At 67.7% G+C, this 20,587-nt stretch carries 18 protein-coding genes; 13 read left to right on the forward strand and 5 right to left on the reverse strand.

Annotated elements, in window-relative coordinates; all coding sequences use genetic code 11:
- Positions 1-4: 4 nt before the first annotated feature.
- From HFGMBDPB_RS25210 to HFGMBDPB_RS25230, 5 genes are all read right to left on the reverse strand, one after another.
- Positions 5-1,618: a phospholipase D family protein gene (locus tag HFGMBDPB_RS25210; RefSeq protein ID WP_016447574.1), complete on the reverse strand. Its 1,614-nt coding sequence runs from the start codon at positions 1,616-1,618 to the stop codon at positions 5-7.
- A 23-nt stretch (positions 1,619-1,641) separates the two neighbouring features.
- Positions 1,642-2,871 carry a sodium/glutamate symporter gene (gene gltS / locus HFGMBDPB_RS25215; protein WP_016447573.1) on the reverse strand — a complete coding sequence of 410 codons (1,230 nt, stop codon included), beginning with the start codon at positions 2,869-2,871 and terminating at the stop codon, positions 1,642-1,644.
- A gap of 137 nt (positions 2,872-3,008) precedes the next feature.
- A complete protein-coding gene (locus HFGMBDPB_RS25220) occupies positions 3,009-4,643 on the reverse strand; it encodes an alkaline phosphatase D family protein (protein ID WP_212646514.1) in 1,635 nt (544 codons plus the stop codon).
- A 60-nt stretch (positions 4,644-4,703) separates the two neighbouring features.
- Positions 4,704-6,302, reverse strand: coding sequence for a GGDEF domain-containing protein (locus HFGMBDPB_RS25225; protein WP_043790780.1), 1,599 nt, complete (start codon positions 6,300-6,302; stop codon positions 4,704-4,706).
- Positions 6,303-6,360: 58 nt separating this feature from the next.
- The gene (locus HFGMBDPB_RS25230) at positions 6,361-7,341 is read right to left on the reverse strand and encodes an NADPH:quinone oxidoreductase family protein (RefSeq protein ID WP_016447570.1); all 981 of its coding nucleotides are present in this window, start codon (positions 7,339-7,341) and stop codon (positions 6,361-6,363) included.
- 117 nt (positions 7,342-7,458) lie between these two features.
- On the opposite strand from HFGMBDPB_RS25230, the gene surE reads away from it, so the two are divergent.
- The 13 genes from surE to HFGMBDPB_RS25295 all read left to right on the forward strand — a co-directional run bounded on the left by surE (position 7,459) and on the right by HFGMBDPB_RS25295 (position 20,571).
- A complete protein-coding gene (gene surE / locus HFGMBDPB_RS25235) occupies positions 7,459-8,262 on the forward strand; it encodes a 5'/3'-nucleotidase SurE (protein ID WP_016447569.1) in 804 nt (267 codons plus the stop codon).
- Complete coding sequence (locus tag HFGMBDPB_RS25240; protein ID WP_016447568.1) at positions 8,259-9,047, forward strand: protein-L-isoaspartate(D-aspartate) O-methyltransferase; 789 nt, start codon at positions 8,259-8,261, stop codon at positions 9,045-9,047. Before surE ends, HFGMBDPB_RS25240 begins: the two co-directional genes overlap by 4 nt.
- A 13-nt stretch (positions 9,048-9,060) precedes the next feature.
- Positions 9,061-9,966, forward strand: coding sequence for a peptidoglycan DD-metalloendopeptidase family protein (locus tag HFGMBDPB_RS25245; RefSeq protein ID WP_034364158.1), 906 nt, complete (start codon positions 9,061-9,063; stop codon positions 9,964-9,966).
- Positions 9,966-11,054 (forward strand): RluA family pseudouridine synthase, encoded by a 1,089-nt coding sequence (locus tag HFGMBDPB_RS25250; RefSeq protein ID WP_016447566.1) that lies wholly within the window; start codon positions 9,966-9,968, stop codon positions 11,052-11,054. The genes HFGMBDPB_RS25245 and HFGMBDPB_RS25250 overlap by 1 nt, the downstream gene beginning before the upstream one ends.
- A 110-nt stretch (positions 11,055-11,164) precedes the next feature.
- Positions 11,165-12,082, forward strand: coding sequence for an SMC-Scp complex subunit ScpB (scpB, locus tag HFGMBDPB_RS25255; RefSeq protein ID WP_061287452.1), 918 nt, complete (start codon positions 11,165-11,167; stop codon positions 12,080-12,082).
- Positions 12,079-13,476, forward strand: coding sequence for a pseudouridine synthase (locus tag HFGMBDPB_RS25260; protein ID WP_212646515.1), 1,398 nt, complete (start codon positions 12,079-12,081; stop codon positions 13,474-13,476). Before scpB ends, HFGMBDPB_RS25260 begins: the two co-directional genes overlap by 4 nt.
- 124 nt (positions 13,477-13,600) lie before the next feature.
- Entirely contained in the window at positions 13,601-14,026 is a 426-nt protein-coding gene (gene ndk / locus HFGMBDPB_RS25265; protein WP_016447563.1) for a nucleoside-diphosphate kinase, read from the forward strand.
- A gap of 92 nt (positions 14,027-14,118) precedes the next feature.
- Positions 14,119-15,243: a dual-specificity RNA methyltransferase RlmN gene (gene rlmN / locus HFGMBDPB_RS25270; RefSeq protein ID WP_017404144.1), complete on the forward strand. Its 1,125-nt coding sequence runs from the start codon at positions 14,119-14,121 to the stop codon at positions 15,241-15,243.
- Between the two features lie 28 nt (positions 15,244-15,271).
- Positions 15,272-16,132 carry a type IV pilus biogenesis/stability protein PilW gene (gene pilW, locus HFGMBDPB_RS25275; RefSeq protein WP_174538864.1) on the forward strand — a complete coding sequence of 287 codons (861 nt, stop codon included), beginning with the start codon at positions 15,272-15,274 and terminating at the stop codon, positions 16,130-16,132.
- Positions 16,125-17,087, forward strand: coding sequence for a RodZ domain-containing protein (locus HFGMBDPB_RS25280; RefSeq protein ID WP_212646516.1), 963 nt, complete (start codon positions 16,125-16,127; stop codon positions 17,085-17,087). Before pilW ends, HFGMBDPB_RS25280 begins: the two co-directional genes overlap by 8 nt.
- 2 nt (positions 17,088-17,089) lie before the next feature.
- Positions 17,090-18,373 (forward strand): flavodoxin-dependent (E)-4-hydroxy-3-methylbut-2-enyl-diphosphate synthase, encoded by a 1,284-nt coding sequence (gene ispG, locus HFGMBDPB_RS25285; protein WP_047472013.1) that lies wholly within the window; start codon positions 17,090-17,092, stop codon positions 18,371-18,373.
- Positions 18,374-18,557: 184 nt separating this feature from the next.
- Positions 18,558-19,817 carry a histidine--tRNA ligase gene (gene hisS / locus HFGMBDPB_RS25290; protein WP_212646543.1) on the forward strand — a complete coding sequence of 420 codons (1,260 nt, stop codon included), beginning with the start codon at positions 18,558-18,560 and terminating at the stop codon, positions 19,815-19,817.
- Between the two features lie 70 nt (positions 19,818-19,887).
- Positions 19,888-20,571 carry a YfgM family protein gene (locus HFGMBDPB_RS25295; protein ID WP_016447557.1) on the forward strand — a complete coding sequence of 228 codons (684 nt, stop codon included), beginning with the start codon at positions 19,888-19,890 and terminating at the stop codon, positions 20,569-20,571.
- Positions 20,572-20,587: the final 16 nt, after the last annotated feature.

Genomic DNA, 20,587 nt, shown 5'->3' on the forward strand with positions numbered 1-20,587 from the left:
GGCATCAAAGCAGCCCCTCGATGGGCAGCCAGCCCAGCACGCGCAGCATCAGGCTCTTGAATGCACTGCTGCCGGGCTCGGTGGTGGTGGTGAGTGGCGCAGGCGGCGTGCCGCTTTCCGTGGTCCAGCTCAGGCGGCCCTGTGCATCGATCTGCACGTGGTAGGCGGCGGACGGCAGGCTCTGGTCGAGCATGCGGCTCATCTGCGAAGCCATCTCGGGGCTGTCGATCAGCAGGCCCATTTCGGTGTTGAGGTGGGCCGAGCGCGGGTCGAAGTTGAACGAGCCCACGAAGATGCGCTCGCCATCGACCGCAAAAGTCTTCGCATGCAGGCTGGAGCCCGAGCTGCCGGGGCGGCTGCCTGAGCCCACCCCCGCTTTCCCTGCCGATGCCGCTGCGGGCGAACGCGGGCCTGGGCTGGGTTCGTCGTCCTGCCTGCCGATCTGCCGGCGCAGCTCGTACAGCTGCACGCCTTCCTCGATCAGCGGGCGCCGGTAGCGGGCATAGCCGGCATGGACCACGGCCACGTCGGTCGCCTCCAGGCTGTTGGTGAGCACGCGCACGGCAATGCCCTGGCGGCGCAGGCCGGCCAGGGCGCGCACGCCGGCCTCGGTGGGCACGAAGTAGGGCGAGACCAGGTCCAGCTGGCGCTGCGGCTGGCCGATGGCCGGGGTCAGCTGGGTGATCAGCAGGCCCTCCTTGGGCACCTGGCCCAGCACCTTGGCCGGGTCGTCGCTGACCAGGGTGGCGCGGGCCCATTGCAGTGGCAGGCGGCCGGCCAGCAGCTCGCGCGTGAATGGGCTTTGCGCCACGGCGCGCACATAGGCCTGGGCTTCGGGGCGCTGCACTTCGGTGGCCAGGGCCTCGTAGGCGCGCGCCACCGCATAGTCGGGCAGCGGCGGCAGCAGGCTGGCCGCGGGATAGGCCGACGCGCTGGCCCAGTACTGGTCGAAAGCATGTGAAATGTCGGCCACCACCGGCCCCATGGCCACCACGTCCAGGTCGGCGAACAGCACACCGTCGGTGGCCGCGAAGTACTCGTCGCCTATGTTGCGTCCGCCCACGATGCTGGCCTGGCTGTCGGCCGTGAAGCTCTTGTTGTGCATGCGCCGCTGGGTGCGCGAGAAATCCGTGACATAGCCCAGCGCCTTGGGCGTGCGCTGGGCAAAGGGGTTGAACAGCCGCACCTCGATCTGCGGATGCTGGTCCAGGGCGCCGAGCTGGGTGTCCAGTCCTGCCGTGCCGCCGTCGTCCAGCAGCAGGCGAACGCGCACGCCCCGGTCGGCGGCGCGGCGCAGTTCGTCGAGCAGCAGATGGCCCGTGGTGTCGCCGCGCCAGATGTAGTACTGCACATCCAGCGTGCGCTGTGCCACGCGGGCCAGCAGGGCGCGCGCGGCGTAGGCATTGCGTGCGTCGGATAGCGCGTGGATTGCGGTGAGCCCCGGATGCTGGTCCAGCAGCGGTGCCAGCGCCTGGCCCAGCAGCGTGGCCTGGGCGGCCTCGGGCGGCAGTGCCGTGGATTCGCTGCGGCCGGCCAGGGGCGGCAGGCTGCAGCCTGCCAGCAGCAGGGTCAGGACGAGCGCCTGGGTGGCGGCAAGGGCACGGCGCAGCAGGGGCATGGTGCGTTCGGTGTTCGTAGTGGTCAGTGCAGCCAGCGTATGAACAGCTGGATCACGGTGGCATTGACGATGTCGACGAAGAAGGCGCCCACCATAGGGACGATGAGAAAGGCCTTGTGCGATGGGCCGTACTGGTTGGTGATGGCCTGCATATTGGCCACGGCCGTGGGCGTGGCACCCATGCCGAAACCGCAGTGGCCGGCGGCCAGCACGGCTGCATCGTAGTTGCTGCCCATGATGCGGAAGGTCACCAGCGCGGCATACAGGCCCATGACCAGCGTCTGGGCCGCCAGTATCACCATCAGCGGCGCCGCCAGCCCCGCCAGCTCCCACAGCTTGAGCGACAGCAGGGCCATGGCCAGGTAGATGGACAGCGAGGCATTGCCGAAGACGTCGATGGCCCGGTCGAATACCTGGAAGTGAAAGACATAGTCCAGCGTGTTGCGGATCAGGACGCCACCGGCCAGCGCCCAGACGAAGGTGGGCAGGGAGAACAGGGTGCCGGCGGTGAACTGCGTCATGAACTCGGCAAAGCCCAGGCAGCCCGCGAACAGGGCCAGTGTTTCGATGGCCGCGCTGGTGGTGATCAGGCGCGTCTGCTCGGGGTTCTCGAAGCCGCCGTGGCTTGCGCTTTCGCCCAGCGGGGGCTGTTTTTCGGGGGCGGCTGCGGGGTCATGCACGGCAAGCCTGCGGCGCGTGATCAGGGCCTTGGCCAGCGGGCCGCCGATCAGGCCGCCGATCACTAGTCCGAAGGTGGCACAGGCAATGCCCAGGGTGACCGCGCCCTGGATGCCGTATTCGCGCTCGAAAACCTGGCCCCAGGCACCTGCCGTGCCATGGCCGCCCGTCAGGGTGACGGAGCCTGCGATCAGCCCGAACAGCGGATCGAGCCCGAGCATCTTGGCCAGGCTCACGCCGACCAGATCCTGCAGGCTGATGAAGACGGCGACCACGGCCAGGAACAGCAGCAGCGAACGGCCGCCTTCGCGCAGCTTGGCGAAATTGGCGCTCAGCCCGATGGACGAGAAAAACACCAGCATGAAGGCCATCTGCAGCTCGCTGCTGAAGCTGAAGGTGCAGCCCAGGGTCTGGTTGAGCACGAACAGGGCGACGGCCACGACCAGGCCGCCGGCCACGGGCTCGGGGATGTTGAATTCGCGCAGCAGGCGCAGATGCCGTACCAGCCATTTGCCCAGCAAAAGGACGAGGGCGGCGAAGATCAGGGTGTAGTAGGCGCTGAAAGTCAGGTGCATGGCTTCCGTTTTCCGGTGGGCGGGGCAAGGCAGCGCACCATACGATAGGCGGCATGCCGGGGGGCGATGTCAGGATAGCCACTGATTGCCAGGCCTGCTGAAAGTGCCCTTTGATCGTGCCCTGCGTCAGTGCCCTGTCAGCTGGCTACGGGGCCGGGCCGCCTGTCCTCGACGGTGAAGCGGGCCAGCGTGTAGATGCGGCTGTCGGCTCGCATCGGGTTGGCCACGGCGCGCAGCTCGCTGGTCCAGCGCTCGGGCGTGATGTCGGCCAGCCCGTAGCCGCGTTCCTCGCAGCGTGCGTACAGCACCTGAGGGTTGTGGTCGACGATGGCATCGACCTTGGCCTGGGTGGTGCCGCTGCGCGAGGTGATGGAGGTGCTGCAGAACTCGCTGGCCACGACGGGATTGCGCCGCTCGGGCGCGGCCTCGGGGTCTGCGTGCACGGCACAGACATAGTTCTGGTGCAGGTCGCCGCCCAGCAGCACGCTGTTGCGCGGCGTGGGCTGGGCGCCCGGCGTGAGGTGGCGCACCAGGCGCTGGCGCGCTGCAGGGTAGCCGTCCCAGCTGTCCGTGGCCTGCGATCCCGATGGCGGCCGGTGCGCGGACACCAGGGTGGGCTGGGCCAGGATGCTCCAGCGCGGTCCCTCGCTTGCGTGCTGGCGGGCATCTTCGGCCAGCTGGCGGTACAGCCACTGCTCCTGCGTCCAGCCCAGGAAGCTGCGCGCCGTATCCGACAGGGCTGCGCATTGCGCAGGGCGCACGCTGCCCTTGTCTGCCGCTCCCTCGGCGCGGCAGGCCTGGGCGCTGCGGTACTGGCGGCCGTCCAGAAAATGCAGCCGGGCCAGCCGGCCCCACTGCAGGCTGCGGTACAGCTGCAGCCCGCCGCCGCCATGCTGGGCGCCCGCGCCGGTCAGTGCGCTGGCGCGCAGCGGCATGTTCTCGTAGAAGGCCTGCCAGGCAGCCATGCGCCGGGCCAGGAAGCGCCCGGCATCGCCCTGGCCCTGGTCGCCGGCGTAGTTGTTCTCCACCTCATGGTCGTCCCAGCCCACGGACCAGTTGCACATGGCGTGCGCTGCCTGCAGCAGCGGGTCGCTCTTGTGCAGGGCGTAGCGGTCCCGGTAGTCCTGCAGGCTTTGCGCGGCCCGCAGGTTGTGGGTGCGGGCCAGGCCCAGCGTCATGGCGGGCGTGGCGTACTCGTAGATGTAGTCGCCCAGGAAGAGCACCAGGTCCGGCGCGTCCTGCACCACCTGGCGCCAGGCTGCGTAGTAGCCGTGCTCCCAGCGCTGGCAGGAGGCATAGGCCAGGCGCAGCCGCTGGGGCAGGCTGCCGGGCGCGGGCGCCGTGCGGCAGCGGCCCGTGCTGCTCACGGCCTGACCCAGCATGAAGCGGTAGTGGTACCAGCGGTCAGGCGCCAGCCCTCCCACCTGCACATGCACGCCGTGGCCCCATTCGGGCTGGGCCATGGCCTCGCCGCTGCGCACGATCTGGCGGAACAGCGGGTCGTGCGCCAGCTCCCAGCGGATCCTGAGCGCAGGCATGGCCGTGGTGTCGGTCTCGCCCAGCTGTGCAAGCGGCGGCGTGAGCCGCGTCCACAGCAGCACGTTGTCGGGTTCGGGGTCGCCGCTGGCCACGCCCAGCGTGAAGGGGTTGTGCGCAGGCCGCTCGCCCAGGCGGGCCCAGGCAGGCAACTGGCCCAGCGCCGTGGCCAAGCCCGCTGCGACCAGAAACTGGCGCCGCGGTGCAGGGACGGGGGCGCTGAAGGGCAGGGGCATGGCGGTTCGGGGGCAGGTGGCGCAAGAAAGCGGGGAGATACGGAGCGTGGCCTCGGTGGATCAAAGGCCGGCGCCTGCATTTCCAACTGGCTGCCATTGTGCGCCTGATGCCGTGGCAATGCTGTGCTTGCCGCGCTCCTTGGCCTGCAGCATGGCGGTATCCGCGCGGCGCAGCACGTCCATGCCGTTTTCGTGGCTTTGCAGCTGGGCCACGCCCGCACTGAAGCTCAATGGCCGGGGGGCCGGCTGGCCTGGCGTCTGCGAAGAGGCTGGCAAAGGCGTCTGCTCCAGCAACTGCAGCAGGCGCTGCAGCGCCTGGGCGCCCGCAGTCTCCGGTGTCTGGGGCAGCAGCAGCACGAAGGCCTGGCCCTCGTATCGGCCCACCACGTCCTCGGGACGCAGTCCCTGGCGTGCCAGCTGGGCCACATGGATGAGGGCGGCATCGCCCATGGCATGCCCCAGCTCGGCATTGAGGGCCTGCATGCCGTCCATGTCGAGCAGGGCAACGCTCAGCGGCTGGCCATGGCGCTGGGCGCGCGCCACCTCGCGGTCCAGCGCCTCGCTCACACCCAGGCGGTTGAGCTGGCCGGTCAGCGGATCGTGGCGTGCACGGCGCGCGGCCTCGTCCAGTTCCTGCTGCAGGGCCTCTATGCGCGCCTCGCAGGCATCGACATGGCTGCGCAGCGATTGCAGCTCTTCCTGGGCCACGCGGCTGCCGGCGGCCATGGTGCGGGTGGCCTCCAGCACCTGTTGCAGCAGCGGGGCGGCATCCTCCAGGCGCTGGATGCCGTCCAGCTGGCGCGCGGCTTCCTCCATGCGGGCGCCCAGTGTTTCGTTGCTGCTCGTGATCTTTGCCAGATGCTGGACGAAGCCGCCCAGCATGTCCTTGAGCGCCTGCTGCGCGGCGGCCATGCCGTCCTGCAGCTGCATGCGCCGGTGGATCACGGTCTGCAGCTCGCGCCGCGCATCCACCAGGGGCGCGGGTGACAGCGGCGGCGTGATGGCCTGCTCGATGGCCGTGAGCTGCGGCACCAGCCAGCTGCCGTGCGTGGGGTCCTGGGCCAGATGCTGGATCAGGGTCTGCAGCAGCTCCTGCACCAGCTGCAGGACCTGGAGCTGGTCGGCAATGGAGAACGACAGCTGGTAGTGCTGGTCATGCAGGCGCCGCGCCAGGGCCTTGGCGTCCACGGGCGGTGCCTGCAGCTGTTCCATGAGCTGCTGATGCAGTTGCCGGGTCTTGGCTTCCTGGGTATTCAGCAGCGCAAAGAAGGCCTCGAAGCGCCGCGCCAGCTGCTGCGTCAGATCCTCGGGCAAAGCCTGCAGGGGCGGCGGCACGGGCAATTCCACGGGCCTGGCCTCATGGGTTGGCGGCTGCAGGGCCGCGTTGGCATAGGCGGTGATGACCTGCTGCAGGCCCTGCCAGTCGCTGCGTTCTATGGCGGCGCCCAACTGGTCGCGCAGGCGCTTCTGTCCGGGCGTCTGCGCAGGCAAAAGCGCATGGACGTGGCGCAGCGGCCCCTGGGGAAAGCTGGCGGGGCCGGGTTCGCCGGCTGCCTGCTCATAGAGGCGGGTGTAGTTTTCCGGGGTGGGCGGCAGGCGGTTCAGCGCCAGTTGCCGCAGGGTTTCGCGTGCCAGTTCGGAAGCGGAGCGCTCGGCCATGGGTGGGCAGTTGTTTCAGAATGCAATGCCCTCCAGTGTGGCATGGCCGGCGCCCGGTTCACTGCTCGTTGACCATGACCAGCTTGCCCTGGACCTGGCGCGATCCCATGCGTGCGTAGGCCGCGTGCAGCTCGGCCATGGGCATGGTGCGGTCGATCACGGGCTTGATCTTTCCCTGGCCGTACCACTGGGCCAGCTCCTGCATCATGGCCGCGTTGGCCTTGGGCTCGCGCCGGGAGAACTCGCCCCAGAAGACGCCCACCAGCGATGCGCCCTTGAGCAGCGGCAGGTTCAGCGGCAGGGCCGGGATGGGGCCTGCGGCAAAGCCCACGATCAGATAGCGGCCGCGCCAGGCGATGGAGCGGAAGGCAGGCTCGGCGAAGTCGCCGCCCACGGGGTCGTAGACCACGTCGGGGCCCTTGCCGTCGGTGGCCTCCTTGATGGCCGCGCGCAGGTCGCCCTGGCTGTAGTTGATGGTGGCATCGGCGCCCTGTGCCTTGCACAGCGCGCACTTTTCGTCGGTGGAGGCTGCCGCGATCACGCGTGCGCCTGCCGCCTTGGCGATCTGGATGGCGGCCGTGCCCACGCCGCCTGCCGCGCCCAGCACCAGCACGGTCTCGCCCTCGCGCAGCTGGCCACGGTCGATCAGCGCATGGTGCGAGGTGGCATAGGTCATGATGAAGGCCGCTGCATCGACGAAGCTGAATCCATCGGGCAGCGGCATGCACAGCGCGGCCGGTGCCAGCGTATGGGTGCCAAAGCCCCCGGTGCCCGACAGGCAGGCCACGCGCTGGCCCACGCTGAGGTGGCTCACGCCTTCGCCCACGGCCTGGACCACGCCCGCGTATTCCGAACCCGGCACGAACGGCAGCTCAGGCTTCATCTGGTACTTGTTCTGCACGATCAGCAGATCGGGGAAGTTCAGGCTGGCCGCCTTCACTTCGAGCAGTACCTGTCCAGGGCCCGGTGCGGGTGTGGGCAGCTGCGTCCACTGCAGTTGATCGACGCCCGTGGGCGTTGTGCAAAGCCAAGCGTGCATGGTGGTTGTCTCCTGTGATTGAATGCCTGGCCGATGATAGGAGTGTGGCGGGAATGCCTCCTGTCCCTCGGGCGACGAGACGCCCGCCTACAATCGCCCGCAATCCCTGCTGTATCCATGAAGATTCTCATTTGTAACGACGACGGCTACCAGGCGCCCGGCATCCAGGCCTTGTACGAGGCGCTGCGCACGGTGGCAGACGTCGAGGTGGTGGCGCCGGAGCACAACAACAGTGCCAAGTCCAACGCCCTGACGCTGAATGCACCGCTGTACGTGCACCAGGCCCACAACGGTTTCCGCTATGTCAACGGCACGCCGGCAGACTGCGTGCACATCGCCCTGACCGGCCTGCTGGGCTACCGGCCCGACCTGGTGGTCTCCGGCATCAACAACGGCGCCAACATGGGCGACGACACCATCTACTCGGGCACCGTCGGCGCGGCCATGGAGGGCTTTCTTTTCGGCATTCCCGCCATTGCCTTCTCCCAGGTGGACAAGGGCTGGTCCGAGATTGAGGCTGCCGCCGCCGCCGCGCGCCAGCTGGTCATGGACATGCAGTCGCAGGAACTGATCGGCCTGTCGCCCTGGCTGCTCAACGTGAACATTCCCAACATGCCGCTGTCCGCGCTCAAGCCGCTCAAGCTGTGCCGGCTGGGCCGCCGCCATGCGGCCGAGCGCGTCATCACCCAGGAGAGCCCGCGCGGCGAAATGATGTATTGGATAGGCAGCGCAGGCGCGGCCATGGATGACTCGGAGGGCACGGACTTCCACGCCACGTCCCACGGCCACATGTCTGTCACGCCGCTGAAGGTGGACCTGACCGACCATGACAACCTGGGCTACTGGGCGCAGACGGCGGCCAGGCTGGCATCGGCCAGTCAGGCCGTGCTGCCTGCCCAGGGCGGGGCGGTGCAACCGTGAGCGAGCGCCGTCCCGGAGTTCCCTCTTGGGTGGCGCGCTCGGTGCAGAACCCTGCGCCGGCCTCGCGCGCGGTGCCCGCGCGCTCCGCGCTGGCCACCGCCGCCGCCCGTGCCCCGCAACAGCCCTCGGGCATCGGCATGGATTCGGCCGCCGTGCGCGCGCGCATGGTGCAGCGACTGGCCGCCACCGGCATCCAGTCGCCGGCCGTGCTCGCTGCCATGGGAGCGGTGGAGCGCCACCGCTTCGTGGACAGCGCCCTGGTCAACCAGGCCTATGAGGACACCAGCCTGCCCATCGGTCTGGGCCAGACGATCTCCAAGCCCAGCGTGGTCGCCCGCATGACCGAGCTGCTGCTGGGTTCGGAGGCCGCGAAGTCGGGCCTGGGCCGCGTGCTGGAGATCGGCACCGGCTGCGGCTACCAGGCGGCCGTGCTGGCGCGCGTGGCACGCGAGGTCTATTCGATCGAGCGCCTGCGCGGCCTGCACGAGAAAGCGCGCAGCAACCTGCGGCCCTGGCGCCTGACCAATGTCCATCTGATCTTTGGAGACGGCATGGAAGGCTATGGCAGCGGCGCTCCGTACGCGGGCATCATCTCGGCCGCCGGCGGCGAGAGCATGCCCTCGGCCTGGTGCGACCAGTTGGCCGTGGGCGGGCGGCTTGTCGCGCCCATGGTGGTTACGGGGGGTAAGCAGGCACTGCTGGTGATTGACAAGAGTTCACACGGGTTTACGCAATCGATTTTGGAGGCCGTGAACTTTGTCCCCCTAAAATCGGGCATCGCCTAGAAGGGAATAACTTATGTTGGTATCGCGAAGTCTTGGGGCTTGGGGAACGGTGGTGCTGGCCGGCATGGTTCTGGCAGGCTGCACATCCCAAGTGAACAGGGCTCCCGTGGAGGACCGCGGAACATCCACCTCCACTTCCACCTCTTCCTCGCCATCGGCGGCCGTCAAGCCGCTGCCCGGCGTCGAGAACGCCGGCAAGCCCGGCTACTACACCATCAAGCCTGGTGACACGCTGATCCGCATCGGCCTGGAGACCGGCCAGAGCTGGAAGGACATCGCGCGCTGGAACAATCTGGAGAACCCCAACCTGATCGAAGTCGGTCAGGTGGTTCGCGTCGTGCCGCCGACCAGCTCGTCCATGGCAAGTTCGGACAGCGGCAGCACACGTTCTTCGTCCTCGTCCTCCTCTTCCACGCCCAGCGGCTCGCCGGTGGTGGCAACGCCGCTGCCGCCCGTGGCATCCTCGGCATCGTCTGGCAGCTCCACCGCAACGCCTGCACCCGCGCCGACCCCGGCACCGGCTCCTGCACCCGCAGCCGGCAAGGGCGCCGACGATGTGGACTTCATCTGGCCTGCCTCGGGCAGCCTGATTGCCGGCTTCGACGAGGCGCGCAACAAGGGCTATGACATCGCAGGCAAGGCCGGCGACCCCGTGATGGCCGCTGCCGATGGCCGCGTGGTCTATGCCGGCGCCGGCCTGCGTGGCTATGGCAACCTGATCATCCTCAAGCACAACAACACCTACCTCACGGCCTACGCGCACAACCAGACGCTGTTGGTCAAGGAGGACCAGACCGTGCGCAAGGGCCAGAAGATTGCCGAGATGGGCAGCACCGACGCCGACCGCGTGAAGCTGCACTTCGAGGTGCGTCGCCAGGGCAAGCCTGTCGATCCTTCGCGCTACCTGCCTTCGCGCTGATGAGCCGCAGCACCAGGCAAACCGGACAAGCCCCTGCCCCGCAGGGGCTTGTTTCTTCTGCGCCCGGCGAACCGCTGCCGGAATCGGTCGAGGACCAGGACCAGGACGAGGCCGACGCCGAAGGTGGCGAGGTCGAGGCCGCCGCCGCCGAGCTGCGCGAAATCACCGTGCCGCCCGCCCAGCACGGCCTGCGCGCCGACAAGGTGCTGGCCGAATGCGTGGCCGAGTTCTCGCGCAGCTATCTGCAGCAGCTGCTTGCGCAGGGCGCGGTCACCCTCAACGGGCGTGTGCTGGGCAAGCCTTCCGCCAAGGTCGCGGCCGGCGACCGCATGGTGCTGGAGATGCGGCCCACGCAGCAGAGCATGGCCTTCCAGCCCGAGGACATGGCGCTGGACGTGGTGCATGAGGACGAGCACCTGCTGGTCGTCAACAAGCCGGCTGGCCTGGTCGTGCACCCGGCGCCCGGCAACTGGACGGGAACCCTGCTCAACGGCCTGCTGGGGCGCGACCCCAAGGCGCGCGAGGTGCCGCGCGCCGGCATCGTCCATCGCCTGGACAAGGACACCAGCGGCCTCATGGTCGTGGCGCGCAGCCGCGCCGCCATGGATGCGCTGGTGGCCATGATCGCCGCACGCGATGTCAGCCGGCAGTACCTGGCGCTGGCCCACAAGGCCTGGGGCCCGCGCAAGCACCGCGAGGTCGATGCGCCCATCGGCCGCGATCCGCGCAACCGCCTGCGCATGGCCGTGGTCGACCTGGCCCAGCATGCGGGCAAGACCGCGCGCACCGACATCGACCTGCTGGCCGGCAACGACGAGGTCAGCCTGGTGCGCTGCACGCTGCATACGGGCCGCACCCACCAGATCCGCGTGCACATGGCCTCTCTGGGTCATCCGCTGGTGGCCGATGCCGTCTACGGTGGCAAGGACGCTGGCGGCATGACGCGCCAGGCCCTGCACGCCTTCCGGCTGGCCTTCACCCATCCCATGACGGGCCAGGCCCTGGTGCTGCATGCGCCGCTGCCCGCCGACATGGCGCAGGCGCTGGAAAATTGGGGGCTGAGCTACAATCCCGCCGAAAGCCTCTGACCATCTCTCGCATGGCATCTGTGGAGCGCTTGCTTCCTCTTCTTTGATTCGGCGCACCCTGGCTGCCACCCCTGGTGGCACGCGCGCCTTTGTTCCCGAGACGCTGAGCCATGAATACGGTAGATGCCAAGCGGGTCCTGGAAACTGCATTGATCTGCGCGCCGCAGCCTGTCACGCTGCGTGAGCTGCGCTCGCTGTTCGATGACGTGCTGGGCTCCGACACGCTGAAGGACCTGCTGCTGGACCTGCAGAAGGACTGGGCGCAAAAGGGCGTGGAGCTGGTACAGGTGGCGTCCGGGTGGCGCTTCCAGAGCCGGCCCGAGATGCGGGTGTACCTGGACCGGCTGCATCCTGAAAAGCCGCCACGCTACACCCGTGCGACCCTGGAGACGCTGGCCATCATCGCCTACCGTCAGCCGGTGACGCGCGGTGATATCGAGGACATACGTGGTGTGACGGTCAACAGCCTGCTGATCAAGCAACTGGAAGACCGGGGCTGGATCGAGGTGATTGGCCACCGGGAAACCGTGGGCCGACCCTCTTTGTTTGCCACCACGCGCCAGTTTCTGGACGACCTGGGCCTGCAGTCGCTGGACCAGTTGCCCATGCTTGAGGAGCCCGAATCCCAGCAAAGCCTGTTCAAGGCGCTGGAGGAGTCGGGCGAGCCTGAGGTGCAAGAGAGTGCGCCAGCCGGTGACGCCCCGCCGACCGAAGGCTGGGGTCCCGACGAAGTGCCGCCAGTCATCGGCGCGCAGGACGTGGGCGAGGAATTGCTGGATCAGGTGCCGTTGCAGGCCGATGAGACGGAGCTGCCGGAGCTGGTCGAGGACGGTGAGGACAACGCCCTTGCCGCTCTCTTGCCAGAGGCGCCCTCGGGCGAGCCTGAGACACCGGATGGGACAGATGCCGCGAGTGCCGCAGAAGCTGCGCAGACCGCAGACACAGCGGAAAAAGCGGACACCGCGGATACGACAGACACAACGGATACGGACGGCGCTGCACTGCAGGCCGAAGAAGGAAAGCCATGACGGGTAGTGATATCTCCAAGGACCAGGACGCCCAGCCGGCGTCCGACGAGGCTGGCGCACAGCGCAAGGCCCGCCCCGCGCGCTCGCGCGCTCCCAAGGCCGAGTCCCGGCCTGGCGCCAGGCCTGCGCGCAAGCCGCGCCCGGCCGCCGAGGCTGTGCCTGCCGAAGACACCGAGCAGGAGCTGGTGACGGCTGATGCATCAGAGTCAAGCGACTCAGGGTCTGCCGAAGGCTACGGTTTTGCGGACGTCATCTCGGGCGAGCTCGACGCCGCCGAAGAGCGCGACGATGCCGCGCCTGCCAAGCGCGTACTGCTGCCCCAGGTCGATTCGCCCAAGCTGCACAAGGTGCTGGCCCAGGCCGGGCTGGGATCGCGCCTTGAAATGGAGCAGCTCATTCTTGAAGGCCGCATCTCGGTCAACAACGAGCCTGCCCACGTGGGCCAGCGCATCCAGTTCGGCGACCAGATCAAGGTCAACGGCCAGCCCATCCGCTTTCGCATCGATCCGCCGCCGGCGCGTGTCATCGCCTACCACAAGCCCGTGGGTGAAGTCGTCACGCACGACGATCCCCAGAACCGCCCCACGGTGTTCCGCAAGCTGCCGCGCCTGCAGCATGGCAAATGGCAGTCCGTTGGCCGCCTGGACCTGAACACCGAAGGCCTGCTGCTGTTCACCAGCTCGGGCGAGCTGGCCAACTCCCTGATGCACCCGCGCTTCGGCCTGGAGCGCGAGTACGCGGCCCGCGTGCTGGGCGCGCTCAGCAAGGAAGAAAAGCAGCGCCTGACCGATGGCGTGCAGCTGGAAGACGGCGTGGCCGCCTTCGGCTCCATCGAGGATGGCGGCGGCGAAGGCGCCAACTGCTGGTACCGCGTGACCATTTCCGAAGGCCGCAACCGCGAAGTGCGCCGCATGTTCGAGGCGGTGGGCCATGCCGTGAGTCGGCTGATCCGCATCCGCTATGGCGCCATGGTGCTTCCGCGCGGCCTCAAGCGCGGCGCCTGGGTGGAGCTGGACCAGGCCGACATCCAGTCCCTGGCCTCCGCGGCAGGCATGCAGGCGCGTGCGCCTGCTGCACCCAAGCCTCCGGCCGGAGGCCGCCGTGGTGGCCCGGCCGACCGCAACACCGTCCGCCGCGAAGGCGGCGGCCGCTATTTCGACGGCAATCGCCCGGCACCCAATGCCATGCTGGACGGCCCGCGTGCCAAGCCCGCTCCCAAGGGTGGCAAGGCGGACGGCGGCCAGGGCAGAGGGCAGGGCGGTGCAGGCGGGCGGGGCAAGACAGGTGGCAGCCAGCAGCCCGATCCGATGCGTACATCGGTGGGCTACATCGGCTCCGACAGCCTGTCGCGTGCACGCCAGAACGCCAAGCGCAAGCCGGGAGGGCGCCGCTGAAATACGGCGGTCAGCCTCCCCTTTGGCAGCACCATGTCATCAAGGACTTTGATGGCACAGCTAGAATCAACGGTTTTGTCCAATTGACAAAAATCCATAGTAACCCTGATTAGGAACCATTCAAATGGCCATCGAACGCACTCTTTCCATCATCAAGCCCGACGCCGTTGCCAAGAACGTGATCGGCCAGATCTACGCTCGCTTCGAGGCCGCCGGCCTGAAGGTCATCGCCGCCAAGATGGTGCACCTGTCGCGCGGCGAAGCCGAGCAGTTCTACGGCGTCCACAAGGAGCGTCCCTTCTTCAAGGACCTGGTGGACTTCATGATCTCCGGCCCCGTGATGATCCAGGCCCTGGAAGGCGAGAACGCCATCCTGAAGAACCGTGAACTGATGGGCGCCACCGACCCCAAGAAGGCTGAGAAGGGCACGATCCGCGCCGACTTCGCCGACAGCATCGACGCCAACGCCGTGCACGGCTCTGACGCCGCTGAAACTGCAGCCGTGGAAGTGGCATTCTTCTTCCCCGGCATGAACGTCTACTCGCGCTGATCCCCGCGTCTTCCGCGGCCGTCATGGTCTGTCCGGTGCAGGCCATGCCTGCCGCGGAAGAGCCGAGAGCGGCGTGGCACCGGCCTGCCGACATGAATACCAATTTGCTAGATTTTGATCTCGACGGACTGGCCGCTTATTGCGAACAGCTCGGCGAGAAGCGTTTCCGCGCAACGCAGCTGTTCCGCTGGATCCACCAGCGAGGCGCCAGCGATTTCGACCAGATGAGCGATCTGGCCAAGTCCCTGCGCGAAAAGCTCAAGGCGCGTGCCCACATCACGGCCCTGCCGGTTCTGACCGAGCATGTGTCTGCCGATGGAACGGTCAAGTGGCTGTTCGACGTGGGGGGCGGCAATGCCGTCGAATCCGTTTTCATTCCCGAAGATGACCGGGGCACGCTGTGCGTGTCGTCCCAGGCCGGCTGTGCCGTGGGCTGCCGCTTCTGCTCCACGGGTCACCAGGGCTTCAGCCGCAACCTCAGCACGGGCGAGATCCTGGCCCAGCTCTGGTATGCCGAGCATGCGCTGCGCAAGCGCCTGGGCACGGGTGGCGAGCGCGTCATCTCCAACGTGGTGATGATGGGCATGGGCGAGCCGCTGCAGAACTACACGGCCCTGGTGCCGGCGCTGCGCGTGATGCTGGATGACCATGGCTACGGCCTCTCGCGCCGCCGCGTGACCGTGTCCACCTCGGGCGTGGTCCCGATGATCGACAGGCTGTCGCAGGACTGCGCCGTGGCCATGGCCGTGTCGCTGCATGCGCCCAACGACGAGCTGCGCGACCCGCTGGTGCCGCTGAACCGCAAGTACCCCATCCACGAGCTGCTCGATGCCTGCGAGCGTTACCTGGAGTTCGCGCCGCGCGATTTCATCACGTTCGAATATTGCATGCTCGATGGCGTCAATGATCAGCCCGAGCATGCGCGCCAACTGATAGAGTTGGTCCGCGCACGTGGCGACGGCCGCAGCTGGTGCAAGTTCAACCTGATTCCGTTCAACCCCTTCCCGGCCTCGGGCCTGCTGCGTTCACCTGCAGCGCGGGTGACGGAGTTCGCCAGCCTGCTGAGCAATGCCGGCATTGTGACCACGGTGCGCAAGACACGTGGCGACGACATCGACGCAGCCTGCGGACAGCTGGCTGGCGATGTCAAGGACCGCACGCGCGCTGCCGAGCGCATGGCAAAGCAGCGCACCATTGTTCTCAAGCAGATGCCTTGAGAGGACCTACGGAACAAAGGGACAGTTCATGAAGTCAGTGGCTCGGCGGCTGCGATCGGGGGGTATCGGTGGATGCATGCGCTGGGCAGTGCCGGTGCTGGTCCTTGCCTTGGCCGGCTGCGCCGGCAAGCAACCTTTGGTGCCTTCGGCGAATTCAGGCTCCGGCAATGCTTCGTCCGTCTCCAATGCCTCGATGGCCTCGGCCGCCGAGGTCGATCCCCGTCGCCGCGCGGCCATTCGCCTGGAGCTGGCGGCTTCCTACTTCCAGGCCGGCCGCATCGATGTGGCCCTGGAAGAGGTAAACCAGGCGCTGGCCTCCGACCCCGGTTCCGCCGATGGCTATGGACTGCTGGCCCTGATCTACATGCGCAACCAGGACTGGGACCAGGCCGATGCCAGCCTGCGCAAGGCCATGTCGCTGCGCCCCCAGGACGGTGACCTGCAGCACAACTACGGATGGCTGCTGTGCCAGCGCAAGCAGTATGTGCAGGCCCAGGAATGGCTGGACAAGGCACTGGCCCAGCCCGGCTACCTGGAGCGTCCCAAGACATGGATGGCCAAGGGCCTGTGCCTGCAGCAGGCCGGTCTGCTGGTCGAGGCCCAGCAGGCGCTGCTCAAGGGCTATGAACTCGACGCCGCCAACCCGGTGATAGCCTATCACCTGAGCAATGTGATGCTGCAGGGGGGCGACGCCAAGAGGGCGCAGTTCTACATCCGCCGCCTCAACAGCAGCCCCCAGTCCAACGCGGAAAGCCTGTGGCTGGGCATCAAGATAGAGAGGGCGCTGCAGCAATCTGCAGCGATGCGGCAGCTGGCCGACCAGCTGCACCAGCGCTTCCCGGAGTCCCGCCAATGGCTGGCCTACGAGCGTGGAGCATTCAATGAGTGAGGTGTTGGCGGTGCATGACGAAGCAGGTACGCAAGGCGAGAACGCCAAAACTTCCATGACGGCGGGCACGCTGCTGCGCCAGGCGCGCGAGGCGGCAGGCCTGTCGCTGGCCGGACTGGCGGCGGCGCTCAAGGTGCCGGCCCCCAAGCTGGAGGCCCTGGAGGCGGATGACTATGCCGCCTTCCAGGACCATGTCTTCATGCGGGCCCTGGCACAAAGCGTCTGCCGCACGCTGCGCGTGGACTCGGCCTCGGTGCTGGCCCTGCTGCCGCGCACCCAGCTCAAGAGCCTGGCCGATGATCGCGGCAGCATCAATGCCACGTTCAAGGAGCGCTCCTTCAAGGCCACCGGAACACCGCTGGGCCGCGAAAACGGTTCGCGCAAGGTCGCCATCATCGTGCTGCTGCTGCTGGCGGCCGCCGCCGCCGTGTACTTCCTGCCCAAGCACGAAGGCGATGCCGAGGAGCCGCAGGCCGGCTCTTCCGACGCCGCTGCCCTGGTGTCGCCGGCCGCAACCGTGTCCGAGCCCGTGGCTGCCCAGGAGCCTGTGGCGCCCGCAGTGACGGCGCCAGCCTCCGAAGGGGCGGCGCCTGCAGCGCCTGCAGCCATGCCAGCCGTCCAGGCGCCTGCAGCAGCGGCTCCCGCAGCCGGCGTGCCTGGCGATGTGCCTGCCGATGCCGCAGCGGCGACTCCTGCAACCCAGGCCGCGCAAACGCCTGGTGGCGTGCTGGTCATGAAGGCCAGCGCACAATCGTGGGTGCAGGTCAAGGATGCCAACGGCCGCGTGGTGCTGCAAAAGACGCTGGCGGCAGGTGAGTCGGTTGGCGCTGAAGGTGCGCTGCCGCTGTCTGTCATCGTCGGCAATGCCAGCGGCACCGAAGTGCGCGTCCGTGGTGAGCTGCTGGAAGTGGCCAAGACCACCCGTGACAACGTGGCCCGCTTTGAGGTGAAGTGACCGTGCAAGATTTCCTATCCACGCAGCAGCCGATAGCGATTGCCTCGCCGCTGCCGCGCAAGTCCCGCCAGGCCCGCGTGGTCTGGCGCAACAATGTCGTCACCGTGGGCGGCGATGCGCCTGTGCGCGTGCAGTCCATGACCAACACCGATACGGTGGACGCGGTCGAGACGGCCATACAGGTGCGCCAGCTGGCCCAGGCCGGCTCGGAGATGGTGCGCATCACCGTCAACACGCCCGAGGCAGCCGCTGCCGTGCCCTACATCCGCGAGCAGCTCGACCGCATGGGCGAGTACGTGCCGCTGGTGGGCGACTTCCACTACAACGGCCACCGCCTGCTCACCGAATACCCGGCCTGCGCCGAGGCGCTGTCCAAGTACCGCATCAACCCCGGCAACGTCGGCAAGGGCGAGAAAAAGGACAGGCAGTTCGGCCAGATGATCGAGGCGGCAGCCCGCTACGACAAGGCCGTGCGCATCGGGGTCAACTGGGGTTCGCTGGACCAGGAGCTGATGGCGCGCCTGATGGACGAGAACTCGCGCCGCGCCCAGCCCTGGGATACGCGCCAGGTCATGTTCGAGGCGCTGATCTCCTCGGCCGTCGATTCCGCGCGCCTGGCCGAGTCCATGGGGCTGAACGGCGACAACATCATCCTGTCGTGCAAGGTCAGCGGCGTGCAGGACCTGATCTCGGTCTACCGGGCCCTTGCGCAGCGCTGCGACTATGCGCTGCACCTGGGCCTGACCGAGGCCGGCATGGGCACCAAGGGCACGGTGGCCTCGGCCGCCGCGCTGTCCGTGCTGCTGCAGGAAGGCATTGGCGACACCATCCGCGTCTCGCTCACGCCCCAGCCCGGTGAGGCGCGCACGCAGGAAGTGGTGGTTGCCTCCGAAATCCTGCAGGCCCTGGGCCTGCGCGTTTTCGTGCCCAGCGTCACGGCCTGCCCTGGCTGCGGCCGCACCACCAGCACCACCTTCCAGGAGCTGGCCAAGCGCATCGACGACTACCTGCGCGGCCAGATGCCGCTGTGGCGCATGAAGTACCCCGGCGTCGAGGCCATGAAGGTGGCCGTGATGGGCTGCATCGTCAACGGCCCTGGCGAGAGCAAGCACGCCAACATCGGCATCAGCCTGCCCGGGACGGGCGAGGCGCCCGCTGCCCCCGTCTACATTGACGGCGAGAAGGCGTTGACGCTGCGCGGCGAGCGCATTGCCGAGGAATTCCAGACCCTGGTCGAAGACTATGTGGCGCGCACCTATGGCACCACCGCTGCCGCACCCGCCTGAGCGGCTGCGCCAGGCATTGCAGTTATTGCAAAATAGATAGCACACCACGCTTTGTTTCATGGGGTCTCACGCGGGATGCGCGTGGGAGCATGGAGCGCAAAAGGCGGGGTCCGCTCCTGTTTCCGAGCATTCATCGAACGAGAACAACGTGGCCAAACCCGAAAAACTCTCCGCCGTCAAAGGCATGAACGACATTCTTCCCGCCGAGTCCGCTCGCTGGGAATGGCTGGAGGCGCAGGTGCGCGAGCTGATGGCGCGCTTTGCCTACCGCAACGTGCGCACGCCCATCGTCGAGCACACGCAACTGTTCGTGCGCGGCATCGGCGAGGTGACGGACATCGTCGAAAAGGAGATGTACTCCTTCGAGGACAAGCTCAATGGCGAGCGCCTGACGCTGCGCCCAGAAGGCACGGCGAGCCTGGTGCGCGCCACCATCGAAAACAACCTGCTGTACGACGGCGGCAAGCGCATGTGGTACATGGGTCCCATGTTCCGCCACGAGCGCCCGCAGCGCGGCCGCTACCGCCAGTTCCACCAGATCGGTGCCGAGGCCCTGGGCTTTGCCGGCCCCGATGTCGATGCCGAGCTCATTTTGCTGGCCGTCTCCCTGTGGAAGCAGCTGGGCCTGACGCAGTGGCGCCTGGAAATCAACAGCCTGGGCCAGCCCGAGGAGCGCCAGGCCCACCGCCAGGCCCTGATCGCCTACCTGGAGCAGCACCAGGACGTGATGGACGAAGAGGCCAGGCGCCGCATGTACAGCAACCCGCTGCGCGTGCTGGACACCAAGAATCCCGCCATGCAGGCCATGGTCAACGGGGCGCCGCGCCTGCTGGACTTCCTGGGCGAGGGCTCGCTGGCCCACTTCGACGGACTCAAGGCCATCCTGGACGCCAATGGCGTGCCCTGGACCGTGAATCCGCGCCTGGTGCGCGGCCTGGACTACTACAACCTCACGGTGTTCGAGTTCATCACCGACATGCTGGGCGCGCAGGGCACCATCTGCGCCGGCGGCCGCTACGACTACCTGATCGAGCAGGTGGGCGGCAAGAGCGCGCCGGCCGTGGGCTGGGCGCTGGGGGTGGAGCGCGTGCTGGAGCTCGTCAAGGAGCTGGGCGCCGACATCCCCGCGCCCACGCTGCATGCCTACGCCATCGTTCCCGACGTGTCGGCCATGCCCGTGGCCCTGCGCACCCTGCAGCAACTGCGCGAGGCCGGCGTGCGCGTGCAGATGCATGCGGCCAGCGCCGAAGGCCTGGGCAGCATGAAGTCGCAGTTCAAGAAGGCCGACGCCAGTGGCGCGCATTTCGCATTGATCTTCGGCTCCGACGAGCTGCAGCAGGGCCTGGTCACCGTCAAGTCGCTGCGCGACGGCACGGGCCAGCAGGTGCAGCAAGCCCTGGCCGATGCGGCCCAATGGGCTGCCACCCTACAATCGGCGGTTTGACCGTCATCCGCAGCTTTCCAGGCCACCGCTCCAGCGGCGTCCTCCATACACAAGGCGACACAGGCGATTCATGGCAAACCATTTCGATCTCGAAGAACAAGAGCAGATAGAGCAGCTCAAGCATTTCTGGAATACCTGGGGCACGTTGATCACGGGTGTGCTCGTGGTCATCTTTGTCGGCTTTGCCGGCTGGAATGGCTACCAGTACTGGGAAAAGCGCCAGGCCACCCAGGCTGCCGCTCTGGCGCATGCCGTCGATGTGGCGCTGTCAGGCAAGGATGCGGCGCGCGCCGGCCAGGCCTTTGCCGATCTCAAGGACAAGTACGCCGGCACCACGCAGGCAGCCCAGGCCGGCCTGCTGCTGGCCAAGGCCGCAGTGGACGAAGGCAGGCTCGATGATGCCAAGGCAGCCCTGACCTGGGTGGCCGACAAGGGCGACGAAGGCTACAAGGCCCTGGCCAAGCTGCGCCTGAGCGCCGTGCTGGAGCAGCAAAAGCAGTACGACGAAGCCCTGAAGGCGCTGGATGGCAGCATGCCCGAATCCTTCGCCGGCATCGTGGCCGACCGCCGCGGTGACATTCTTGCGGCCCAGGGCAAGACGGCCGAGGCCATCGATGCCTACCAGCGCGCCCATGCGCTCCTGGACAAGGGCGTGGACTACGGACGCCTGATCGAATTCAAGCTCAACGCCCTGGGCGCCACGCCCACCGTGCTGGCACAGGCCAAGACTTCGACCTCGGAGAAGCAACCTTGAAAACTTCGGCAGATCA

The sequence above is a fragment of the Delftia sp. PE138 genome (genome assembly GCF_018320755.1).
Classification (GTDB): domain Bacteria; phylum Pseudomonadota; class Gammaproteobacteria; order Burkholderiales; family Burkholderiaceae_C; genus Comamonas; species Comamonas tsuruhatensis.